General features: G+C 44.1%; 9 protein-coding genes. 4 read left to right on the top strand and 5 right to left on the bottom strand.

Annotated elements, in window-relative coordinates; all coding sequences use genetic code 11:
- Nucleotides 1-173: 173 nt before the first annotated feature.
- Nucleotides 174-1,505, bottom strand: a complete 1,332-nt coding sequence (locus AB6E54_RS10295; RefSeq protein ID WP_017059988.1) for an MFS transporter — start codon at nt 1,503-1,505, stop codon at nt 174-176.
- Nucleotides 1,506-1,822: 317 nt separating this feature from the next.
- On the opposite strand from AB6E54_RS10295, the gene kduD reads away from it, so the two are divergent.
- Nucleotides 1,823-2,584 carry a 2-dehydro-3-deoxy-D-gluconate 5-dehydrogenase KduD gene (kduD, locus tag AB6E54_RS10300; protein WP_017067926.1) on the top strand — a complete coding sequence of 254 codons (762 nt, stop codon included), beginning with the start codon at nt 1,823-1,825 and terminating at the stop codon, nt 2,582-2,584.
- Nucleotides 2,585-2,637: 53 nt separating this feature from the next.
- Nucleotides 2,638-3,276, top strand: coding sequence for an RpiB/LacA/LacB family sugar-phosphate isomerase (locus tag AB6E54_RS10305; RefSeq protein ID WP_017067927.1), 639 nt, complete (start codon nt 2,638-2,640; stop codon nt 3,274-3,276).
- A 122-nt stretch (nt 3,277-3,398) separates the two neighbouring features.
- On the opposite strand, the gene AB6E54_RS10310 is transcribed toward AB6E54_RS10305, so the two are convergent.
- Nucleotides 3,399-6,008, bottom strand: a complete 2,610-nt coding sequence (locus AB6E54_RS10310) for a hybrid sensor histidine kinase/response regulator (protein WP_102332706.1) — start codon at nt 6,006-6,008, stop codon at nt 3,399-3,401.
- Nucleotides 6,001-7,230 carry an acyl-homoserine-lactone synthase gene (locus AB6E54_RS10315; RefSeq protein ID WP_102332705.1) on the bottom strand — a complete coding sequence of 410 codons (1,230 nt, stop codon included), beginning with the start codon at nt 7,228-7,230 and terminating at the stop codon, nt 6,001-6,003. Before AB6E54_RS10315 ends, AB6E54_RS10310 begins: the two co-directional genes overlap by 8 nt.
- Nucleotides 7,231-7,898: 668 nt before the next feature.
- On the opposite strand from AB6E54_RS10315, the gene AB6E54_RS10320 reads away from it, so the two are divergent.
- Nucleotides 7,899-8,291, top strand: a complete 393-nt coding sequence (locus tag AB6E54_RS10320) for a cystatin domain-containing protein (protein ID WP_017059983.1) — start codon at nt 7,899-7,901, stop codon at nt 8,289-8,291.
- A 103-nt stretch (nt 8,292-8,394) separates the two neighbouring features.
- Here the strand turns inward: AB6E54_RS10320 and AB6E54_RS10325 are convergent, their stop codons facing one another.
- The gene (locus tag AB6E54_RS10325) at nt 8,395-8,973 is read right to left on the bottom strand and encodes a hypothetical protein (RefSeq protein WP_102332704.1); all 579 of its coding nucleotides are present in this window, start codon (nt 8,971-8,973) and stop codon (nt 8,395-8,397) included.
- Nucleotides 8,974-9,169: 196 nt separating this feature from the next.
- Nucleotides 9,170-10,768, bottom strand: a complete 1,599-nt coding sequence (locus AB6E54_RS10330; RefSeq protein ID WP_017059981.1) for an isocitrate lyase — start codon at nt 10,766-10,768, stop codon at nt 9,170-9,172.
- Between the two features lie 130 nt (nt 10,769-10,898).
- Between AB6E54_RS10330 and AB6E54_RS10335 the strand changes: the two genes are divergently transcribed.
- Nucleotides 10,899-11,852: a LysR family transcriptional regulator gene (locus tag AB6E54_RS10335; RefSeq protein ID WP_009845781.1), complete on the top strand. Its 954-nt coding sequence runs from the start codon at nt 10,899-10,901 to the stop codon at nt 11,850-11,852.
- Nucleotides 11,853-11,950 lie beyond the last annotated feature (98 nt).

Genomic DNA, 11,950 nt, shown 5'->3' on the forward strand with positions numbered 1-11,950 from the left:
GTAATTTGCTGATTATATTAACAAATAAAACCAATATAAGAAGCGACTTGTTCTTTTAATAAGCAATAGTCAGTTGCGTGAATCGCTCGGTTTTGAAGAATATTCGGTCTTTAAAACTTGCGCTGTAAACCTTAACGGCTTCATTTACTTGTCACTCGACATCAATCGATTGTTTAGAAAATCGCTTCTTTTCTGTTCTTGAAGTAGAACAGCGCGCTGATCAAAACGAACAGTAAGGTGAAGTAATAGAAAAAAGAAGACAGTGAGGCCAAGAAGGCAAGGTTCTGTTCTATTTCTTGTTCGGTGTAGCCCTGAGACACCAACTTATAGTAGTAAGCGTACAAGATACCGATCAGACCGTATCCGAGGTTAAACATCAAACCTTTGAAACTAAGAACGGTGGCTCTGTTGTGTGATTCGGTTTTTTTATTCAGGTGGTAGCTGATGAAAATGTTCATCGTCATGATGATAAAGATTAATACTAGTGCCGGAATGACTCCGTAAATCGACCAACCTAAACTGATCCAGTAATAAGTCGCCATGCTTGCCAATCCCATAACCACAATGAAGGTTTTAGCCTCCATACTCTCTGCTAATCTTCGGCTTTGTCCTGCCAATATAATCTTAAGCAAGCTGATACCCGCACCAATAAAACCAAAGTAGATAATTGGAATATCAATGGCCAGATAGTATTGGCTGTTCATGGTTAGGAACATGCGTGAGGTGTGTTCGAATAGGCTGTAGTAGAGCAAGATGAACAGCACGTAAGGCGTAGCGAATACCCATTTACCTGCATCGATCGTCAATTTAAGACTTGAGATGGTGGTTGCCAATTTGGTTTGGTCGCTTGGCATCAGCTTTTTCTCTTCGCGCATATTAATCGCGGCATAGATAGCGATCATCGCTACAAATAGGGTGGCGAACACAGGAATACGCATCAGATCTTTGGTGCTTTCTGGTTCGGCTAGTCCAAGGAAATGAAAGATGTTCGTCATAAAATTCACGTCGTACATCGCCGCACCAATTAGTGTGACAAAGATACCGACCGTTGAGGCGACACGAAGCTGGATTTGCAGCACTCGAGGCCACAACTCTTCATTGCCTTGTTCTTTTAAGGTGTCGTAAGCCAATGCCTCGTCAGCACCGCTGGCCAGTGCCATCGCTAAGCCACTGAGAATCCGGTTAATCAGAAAAACAATGAACACCAAGTCTGGGTTTCCGGTTGGTACGAGCGCTATCATGGCGATCTCAACAAACATCACAATCGAAGACAGCACCACCAGTTTCTTACGGCCTAAGGTATCGGCGAATGCACCCGACGGTACTTCAGCAAGCACAATGGTGGCCGCCCAAACTACATTGAGCATCGCGAATTGAGACAGGGTTAACCCGTAATCTAAATAAAGTAGTGTGAATATAGGGTAGTAAAAACGCGCAAAGTAGCTGCTTCTAAACATCAAGAAGTAGCGGACATTGGGAATTTTAAGGATCTCTTTGAGCGTCATGATAATTTCAGTAATTTAGATAACACATTATTATGTATAACCCTTTTACTCTTTTAAATCATGGAATTGTTGCCAAATCCCTAAAATATCTGGTTTGGGTGATCTTCGAACTCATTGTTCATAGTGGGTTATAGGTTTCTCGTCTTCAAATCACTTTCCCCTATTCATTTAGTTTGTGGTGCCGTTTCACTTGTTCGACTGATTTTGGTGCAAGATCGAACTTCTACAACGTCGCTCTCGTATTTACATCTTATTGTATGATTTAATTATTGGTAATAACGATACGCAATGAATCCAATGTAATTGAGGAAGCGAGCATGATCTTAGAGTCATTCAGTCTGGAAGGTAAAGTAGCGATAGTGACGGGCTGTAACACGGGGCTTGGGCAAGGTATTGCATTAGGCCTAGCGGAAGCCGGTTGTAAGGTTGTCGGTGTTAACCGAACAGAGCCTGAAGAGACTATTGAGAAAATGAGTGCAGCAGGTCATTCGTTCCTAAACGTGAGTGCTGATCTTCTCGAGCAAGCGTGCATTCCAGGGGTTATAGAGCGCACTTTGGCTGAGTTTGGCCAAGTCGACATTCTCGTGAACAATGCAGGAATTATTCGCCGCCAAGATGCTATTGAGTTCTCAGAGCAAGATTGGGATGACGTAATGAACGTGAACACCAAGACGGTGTTCTTTATGTCTCAGGCTGTTGCAAAGCAATTTAAGGCTCAAGGTACTGGCGGAAAGATCATTAACATTGCATCGATGCTCTCATTCCAAGGTGGCATTCGAGTTCCTTCCTATACGGCTTCAAAAAGTGCTGTGATGGGCGTGACACGTGCGATGGCGAACGAATGGGCGCGCGATAATATCAACGTGAATGCGATAGCCCCCGGTTATATGGAAACTAACAATACTCAAGCTCTGCGTGAAGATGCTGAGCGTAATCAAGCGATTCTTGAGCGTATTCCGGCTGAACGTTGGGGTAAACCGCAAGATATCGCAGGTCCTTGTGTGTTCTTAGCATCATCAGCATCGGATTACATTAATGGCTATACCATTGCTGTTGACGGTGGTTGGTTAGCACGCTAATTAGTTTTTTATTCTAAATTTTGAGTTTGCAGCAATCTTGCAGGAGAAGATAAATGAAAATCGCTTTAATGATGGAAAACAGTCAAGCAGGCAAAAATGCTATGGTATCAGCTGAACTAGAGTCAGTTGCTGGTGGTTTTGGTCACGATGTCTTCAACCTAGGAATGACAGACGAGAACGATCACCACTTAACGTATATTCATCTAGGTATTATGGCGAGCATTCTGATTAACTCAAAGGCTGTTGACTTTGTTGTGACAGGATGTGGCACTGGCCAAGGTGCTTTGATGTCACTGAACCTGCATCCGGGGGTGGTTTGTGGTTACTGCCTAGAGCCATCAGATGCTTTCTTGTTTAACCAAATTAACAACGGTAATGCTCTCGCTCTCGCTTTTGCTAAAGGCTTTGGCTGGGCAGGTGAACTCAACATTCGTTATATCTTTGAAAAAGCGTTCACAGGCGAGCGTGGTAATGGGTATCCACTAGAGCGTGCAGAACCACAGCAACGTAATGCAGCAATTTTGAATGAAGTGAAAGCGGCGGTGGTAAAAGATAACTTTATTGATTCTCTGAGAGCCATCGACCAAGATCTAGTGAAAACAGCGGTTGGCAGCGAACGTTTCCAACAATGCTTCTTTGAGCATTGCCAAAACCAAGAAATCGCTGATTATGTTCGTTCACTTTTAGATTAATTAGAGCGTTTAGTTCTGATAGAGCCAGCCTTGTTCGGCTGGCTTTTTGATGAATAATTAAAGGAAAGTTGTGAGGCAGACAGTAATCAACTGGAAAAATGGCGATTCGTGTTTTCCTGAATTTACTCTTCATCTTCGGTTTCTTTGGGAGCATTCGACGCCCAGTCTTTTTCAAGCCAGTTATCGAGCACGTGTTGCAGCACTTTCAAAGAGGTTGGCTTCTCTAGGCGACCATCCATCAGTTTGCTGATCATATCTAACTCGTGTTGTCCTGATTCGCCAGACAAAGCAATGATTGGTGTTTGAGGTGAGCGTGCCTTGATGATTTGGCTTGCGTCAAAACCATTCATTACCGGCATTTGTACGTCCATTAAGATCAAATCGACCTTGTGTGTTTTGAACAGCTCGACGGCATTCTCACCGTTTTTGGCTTGCAAGCTATTTACACCAAGTCGACTCAGGTACATCTGAACAAGCGTGCGTTGCACTTCTTTATCATCGACGATAAGCACGGTTGGAGCCAAATGGTTCTCTGGGGTTAGCGTACTTGTTGGCTCTGAACTTTGCGTTTCCGCTTGGTTATCTGGCTTAACTTCTGCGTTGGGTTTGTTTTCAGTTGTGGTTTGATTACTTTTCCAATCATTGAAGTAAGGCGTACGAAGTGCGTCTGCTTTGGGTGCATTGGGTACTACCGGGAAGTACAGGTGGAACTCAGTAAACTCCCCAAGTTTAGAGTGGCACTCAACTCGGCCGCCAAATGAACGCATCACACGTTGGCAATAGCCAAGCCCTAGGCCGCTACCACCGCTTTTTTGGTAAGAGAAGAAGTCATCAAAGATCTTATGTGCAATGGCTTCGTCAATGCCAGGGCCGGTATCTCGGAATATCAGAACGTTCTCGTAAGGCCCTGTGTTGGTGCTGATCTCAATTTGGCTTTCTGGATAAGAATCAAAGTAATAGATTGCATTACGTATCAGGTTGAAAATAACGAAATTGAATAAGGTTTCATTGAGCTTTGCTACAAAATCAGCGTGTTGTGGTAAACGAATGCGTTCAATGATCTTTTCATTCTCAAAACCATAGTGGCTTACGGCTTGATCTACGGCTTTGTGGATAGAGGTCATGGCCACAGGGCCGTGTTCAGGCGTACTGTCACTGACTTCGCGCAGGATGATATCAATCAGTTGTCGCCCGCGTTGAATCGCCGCTTGGCCATTCTCAATATCCTTTAGGATTTGTTTAGCTGGGGCTTGGTTATCAATGTGCTGTTTTAACACCTCAAAATGCAGCTGCACTTGAGCCAGCGGGTTACGCATTTCGTGTGCGATAGAATTAGCAAGCGCGCGACTTTGGCGAATGCGTCTATCGGCTTCAATGGTGCTTTGTACACGAGTTAACAAGGTTTGCAGTGCAGAGATCTCTTCGTTAGAGAACATCTTATCGTTGCTCTTATGTGATGAGACCAATAAGTGCGTGACCGATTTCCCCTGACCAAACAGAGGCATCACCAAAGCGGTGTCGTTTGAGCTCATCTTGTCATATAGGGCTTTTATCGAGCGCTTGGCTGGTGCGGTGTAATCAAGCTCCTGAGACAGCTCATCGAACACTAAAACGGACTTGTTGGTAGACAGGTAATCTTCGTAGAAGGTTTCGTTGTAGTTGCTGTTCACCAGACGCAACTTGTCTTCGGGAATCTGCAATAGGCTACCTAATCGACGCATTGCATCATCAATCGACAGCTTGAAATCGTCTTCTAGTGAGAGGATCTGTTGTACTGGCGTTTTCTTGTTTCCGTAGACAAAGAACGAGGCGTAGTGGCTTACGCGCTTGTAGAGAACATGCCACGTGATGCCGATAATCGCGCAGATTGGGATAGCAACAAGCCATTGACTGTCGTCTGTCAGCGGGATAAATATCGCGCCAAAAGGGATCACCAAAATAGCACAAACCAACATCGCATTTAGGCTCATGTACGCCAGGTATTTCACGCTGTAGAAGCGCGAGGTCAGCAGGGCATAGCCAACGAACAACATTTCACTTATCGACAAAGCTGGTGGCAGCCAAGTGAGCGAGAAATCACGCAAGAAGTAGGTCATGCCTAGGTGGATCGTCGCAGTAGACAGCATGAAGACTAAAATGCCGGCGATCATATAGTTGGTTTTGGCTAAAGTTAGCTTGCTGCTGTTGGCGCGCATGGCCACCAGGTTGAGTAGTGTTAGCACTACAAAGCTAATCATCCCAATAAAGAAGTACGGCGTATGCGGGCCAAACTCAATCACGAACTGGCTTGGGCCTGCAATGGTGACGTGTTCAACGGTTAACCCCGGACTTAAATTGATAAAGAAGGAGTAGACGGTCAGGGTGACGAAAATGGCTTGCTGCCACACATGAACCTTACCATTACGTTGTTCAGCGGCGAGTTTGCACGAGAAGTAATAGGCAAAGGCAAACGCAAAGAACGAGGCGAGGTTGGCAAACTTTGCGGCGAACACGGCGGCCGAGGCCCCAAGTTCCGGTAATAAGTCGGTATGGAAATAAGCGTTACTGCTGATCCACGCAACAATGCAGATCGAATATGCGATGTAAGGGGCATGGTGTGTCCCTGCGATCACTTCGTTCTTCTGTTTCAGGCGATAGCAGTAATAGAACAACCACATGACAACCACAGCCACGGTTGCAAGCAGTGTGATTGCTTTTGCATAGATGATCGCCTCTAGGCCGAAATCAAACATGTTCATCCTTTTTCACCGAGCTAGTTTTTCCTGCCGAGCGCGACTTTTCTAATGACTTTCTGCTTTCTCGCACTGCGCGTTTGTAGCTTCGAAAATCGACATTATTGAACGCTTTTACCATCATCTCAAAATTCCAGAATCCACGATAAATTGTCGTGCCATCGTCATTTAATTCGCAATATCCAGAATGGAAGTATGCATTGGAATCAATGGTTTGATAAAACTGAAGCATGAAAGGTTGCTCGATAATAGTGAAGCCAATCTTATAGCCTATTTGGTGTAACACACTCATCAGCTCTTTTTGAGAAAGGTAGAGGAAATAGAGCTTTTGTTGGGTATTGCCACTGACTGTCAGACGTAACACCTCACACAGGGCATCTTTGTCGGACAATTGTAACTGGAATTGTTGGTCAAATTCTGGGAGAGAGTAACATTTTGACAGTGTAGGCGGTGTGAAAAGTTGTAACCCTGCGAGTTCATCGTAGCCGTAATTGGTTAAACAGTATTGCCATTGCTCATTGCTGAACGGCGGTGCGTAACTTAGCCAAGTGTCATTCTTAGACCAGTCTTGAATCAGCGCAGAGGAAACCAGTGTTGGAAAGGCTTCATCGACTGGATGCTTGAGCAGAATAAAATGCTTACCTGCCTGAGAAAGGTGTAATAAAGGCAGCATCTCAAACCATTTCTCGCCCTTGATGAACACCTCGAGATTGCTTAAAGCAATGGCATCGCTGATTGGCATTCCTTGTGGGTGACTCGGTGTTTGTACCAAAAGTGGCTCATGTTCTATCTGTTCGATGATCGCACCGTAATAAGCACTGTCATTGATAGGGAGGTCGACATGAGAAATGGAGCTTGGATTTAATGGAGATTTTGCTTTGATCGCAGCAATTTCACACTCACACCAGAAATCTAGCCAATGCATATAGCACTGCCCTACAGCCTGCTCTAGAAGAGCAATCTCTGCAGATAGTGTATTTGGATAGCGCAGAATCAGATCGCGGTAGTCCATCACCTCAAACAATACAGAGTAGCTTTTGTTTTGATGCTCTGGGAAAAGCAATTCTAACTGGCTTCTACGATATTCAGTCACGTTTTGAAAAAGCTCAGTGCGCTCATGTGGCTGATAAGTGTTGATGACGAGCTCTATCAGCGCTCGCTGTTTTATTTCGATAGACAGACTGCTAGCCAACAGTGAGCCTAAAGACGACGTTAATTTCATGTTTAACCTAGCCTAGGTTTATATAATTATTTTTATTTGATCTGCACTATCTATAGGACACTGATTTTAGGTATGTGTTTGAAGTTACGTTACTTTGAGAGAGCTAATCGTAACTTTACTTGTGTCCATGTTGTGAGAAGTAAGTTGCATAATCGGGTGAGATTTTACTACTTGCACCCACCCTTAACAATAAAGATTTTCCATATTTGAATGAATTCACAGATGAACAAAGTACATTATTATCAACAACTTGTCGGGCTGGATCACAGTTTTAAAATCAGACATGATTAAGCCGAGCATAAACTTTTGAATTTATAAAATAATCTCAAATATCTATTTTTTGAACCAATATCATAATCCAAATCAACATGAGCTCATCTTATTAATTACAGCGTGAATGTATTTGGTGTGAGATATGTAATTAACTGATTAATTATGTCTGTATTATTACTCGCTTATTCTCTCGCTACTCATTTTAATGATTTAAATATCAGGTGGATAAAAGCAGAGCTCCAGTGCTCGGCTTGTTTTCCTGACAATCTCCTGTGTTTATAGAGTAGTTACACCATAATCTCTGATGAAGTGATGACATTCGAGGTTTAAGCTTGCCTGCATATGAAACATTATTGCGAGTAATCCCTCGTAAATGATTGAGGTAGAGAGAATTTATGAAGAACGTACGATTAACATCATTACTTGGAACAGCAACCTTGTTTAGTGTCGTGGCGTTAGCTGGGTGTAGTCAGAAATCAGAGGTACCAACTCAACCGCAAGAGAATGCGAACCCCATCTGCAGCACTAAAAACCTGACGGGTGGTTGGTCGAAAAGTGAGATAACACCAGAAGCCAAGCAAGCTTTAAACGCAGTTCTTAGCCAAATGAACACTTCAGCTGATCTCAAGCAGATCTTGAGTGTTCGAACTCAGGTTGTCGCGGGTTTGAATTACGCTATTGAGTTTGAAATGGATAATGGTGAAGTGTGGAACACCATCGTTTACCGTTCTCTACAAGGTGACATCGAAATGACGCAACCTGCACAGAAAGGTCTTCTGTGCTCATAATCTAGATGTGCCAGTGTCTTGTGAGATAGGCTGATAGCAAATAAAAATGGCTCCGTGTTGGGAGCCATTTTTGTTTTTAAGAAGACTGATTTGTTGAACGTTTTCAGTCGGCCAACTCGGGCTCAGCTAACTCCTGAACACAAGCACGGCTGATGTCTTCATCAATGTAGGCCATACCGAGTTTATTGAGGTAGTCCATGCGATCAGCAGTGCGAAGCTCGATGTCGGGGCCTGCAATGTTATTGGCTTGATAAATTTCAGTGAGGTGAGACATGAATTGCTCGCCCACACTCATCATCAATAGACTCATTGCTCCTACGTCCGGTCTTACTTTGGGACGTTGCTTTTCAGATAAGTTTACCGCTAATACGATAGGCTGTTCTTCACCTTCGAAGCGAACGCCTCGCTCACGAACGGTTTGTTGAGCCCAGTAATATGCCAGTTCTTTGCTCTGGGTGAGAAACACTGGCTCAACCGATTCGGTGTAGTTGTTGCCGATGGTCGCCATAGTTTTTGAAGCTGCTTCGTTGAGCGCTTTGTCTCCAGAACGTTTTAAACCTTGGCCTTGAATAGAAGCCAATAAAGCTGAAGATGTGCCGTGATACCAAGTATCACCCGTCGCGAAACCATTCTCTGATAACAGTGTTTTTGCATCTTGTAGGTGTGTAGGTATTGAAGTCATAGGCACTCTCAACAAATAGGAATCTGAACAAATACGTATACAGTTAGCTTAAACAGAAGTTGTTCGGTTAACCGTGGTGTGGAACACAAATCTGAGGCTTTGAGATAAAGCTGGCAGTACAAGCTTTATCTCAAAGCCTTCCCCCGGATCTTACCTAAGTAAGAGAGAAGGACGGGGGAGGCTTTAGCGTTAGCGGTTAATCAAATTGATTAGACGTATTCGCTTCACCCGCGGCTTTTAGTGCATTCTCACCCGCGAAGTATTCTTTGTGATCATCACCGATGTCTGAACCAGACATGTTTTGGTGTTTAACACAAGCGATGCCTTGGCGTATCTCTTTGCGCTGAACATTTGCAACATAGCCCAGCATGCCTTGGTCACCGAAGTATTCTTTTGCAAGGTTGTCGGTTGACAGCGCTGCAGTGTGGTAAGTCGGTAGAGTAATCAAGTGATGGAAGATACCCGCTTCACGAGATGCATCCGCTTGGAATGTGCGAATCTTGTCATCAGCTCGTTTAGACAATTCAGTTTCGTCATATTCAGCACTCATTAGGCTAGCACGGTCGTAAGCTGAAACATCTTTACCTTCTGCTACCATCGCATCGTATGCTTGTTGGCGGAAGTTTAGCGTCCAGTTGAATGATGGAGAGTTGTTGTAAACCAGCTTCGCATTAGGGTGAACTTCACGTACGCCGTCCATCATCTCTTTGATTTGACCGATGTGTGGCTTCTCAGTCTCAATCCATAGTAGGTCAGCACCCGCGTTGATTGCTTCAATACAGTCGAATACACAACGGTCTTCACCAGTACCTTGGCGGAATTGGTATAAGCCTGAAGGTAGACGCTTAGGTCGAACTAGCTTGCCGTCACGGTTAAAGCAAACGTCGCCTTCTGCCATATCTGCAACATCGATCTCTTCAACATCTAGGTATGAGTTGTAGATATCACCTTGGTCGCCCGGCTCTTTCACTACTGCGATTTCTTTTGTTAGGCCAGCACCTTGAGAATCGGTACGAGCAACAATAACGCCGTTGTCGATGCCTAGTTCAAGGAAAGCGTAACGAAGTGCGCGAAGTTTTGCGTGGAAGTCAGCGTGTGGAACCGTTACTTTGCCGTCTTGGTGACCACATTGCTTCTCATCGGCAACTTGGTTTTCAATTTGTAGACAACATGCGCCTGCTTCAATCATCTGCTTAGCCATTAGGTAGGTAGCTTCTGCGTTACCAAAACCTGCATCGATATCGGCGATGATTGGCACCACGTGTGTTACGTGATTGTCGATTTTGTCTTGGATAAGGTCTTGTTGGTTAACGTCGCCCGCTTCACGTGCAGCGTCTAGCTCACGGAATAAACCACCCAGTTCACGTGCATCAGCTTGGCGCAGGAATGTGTATAGTTCTTCTACTAGGCCTGCAACCGATGTTTTCTCATGCATAGATTGGTCTGGAAGTGGACCAAAGTCTGAGCGAAGTGCTGCAACCATCCAGCCTGATAGGTATAGGTAGCGTCGGTCTGTCTTGCCATCAAAGTGCTTCTTAATAGAAATCAACTTTTGTTGGCCGATAAAACCATGCCAGCAGCCTAAAGACTGAGTGTATTGAGAACTGTCTTTATCGTAAGCCTCCATATCCGCACGCATGATATCTGCCGTGTATTGCGCGATATCTAGACCTGTTTTGAATTTGTTTTGAGCTCGCATACGAGCAGCAGATTCAGCATTGATTGCATCCCATGGAGCACCTGCAGCGCTTTTTGCAACTTCTATCATTTCGATATCTTGTGTAATTTGCGACATAACTATTCCTTAGTTTCACGTGGGGTATGGTTGCCAAATTGGCTTGGATTAAAACTTTGCTATGGACAAAGAATAATCACTCATGTGATAATTTTGTTAATTTATAGTTATTATATTCGGTATTTTTCTTATGAATATTGCTCGTATAGACCTTAATTTGCTTGTGTATTTAGACATGTTGCTACGTGAAAGAAACGTTACACGAGCAGCAAATCAATTGGGTATTACTCAACCAGCCATGAGTAATGGCCTTCGCCGATTGCGTGATCTGTTTGAAGACCCGCTATTAGTGAGAACAAGTGAAGGGATGATACCGACCGAACGCGCGCACAAGTTGCAGCCACTGATTCGAAACATCTTGGCGAATGTAGAGAAGACACTGCAGCCGACCACAGAGTTTAATGCAGAAGACAGTGAACGCGTGTTTCGTATCATGGCGAGTGACTATGCAGAGTCGACCATTATTCAGCCGCTATTAAAAAAACTGAGCGAGATAGCACCGAAAATACGACTGGATATAATGACGCCAAGTGATGTGAGCTATCAGGATGTAGAGCAAGGTACCGTTGATATAATTATCAACCGATTTGACGATATTCCTCAGTCGTTTCACCAGATGAGCCTTTGGCACGACGGGTTTTCTTGTCTATTTAGTTGTGACAACCCGATAGCCGACAATTTCGATATTTTGTCTTATTTAAAGGCGCAACATATTTGGGTAAGTAAGACTGGTATGGGAACGGGAGTCGGGATAAACCCAAGTGAAGCACAAAAGCTTGGTTGGATAGATGAAGCACTAATGCGCATTGGTAAAACCCGTAACATCACGGTGTTTACGCGACACTACTTGTCGGCGATTCTCTTCGCACAACAGAAGAACCTGATCCTGACTATTCCTACCAAAGCCGCTCAACTGCAGCGCAATAACCCTAGATTGTTGATCAAGCCTGCGCCATTTGCGATTGAACCCTTTGAGGTGAAGATGGCGTGGAGTCCATTGTTACAAACCAATCCAGACCACCAGTGGATGCGTCGTTTGATTAAAAGTGTCGCTAACGAAATCGAGAGTGGAGTAACGGAATAACACAGTTTTTAGGGTATTTTTTATATGAATATCCAATATAACCGGCATAAATTAGCTAAATTCATGTCCGTTAAGTAAGTTTAAGTCAGTAAAGTAAA

Origin of the sequence: Vibrio sp. 10N.247.311.49, assembly GCF_041467655.1 — a bacterium.
Taxonomy (GTDB): domain Bacteria; phylum Pseudomonadota; class Gammaproteobacteria; order Enterobacterales; family Vibrionaceae; genus Vibrio; species Vibrio crassostreae_C.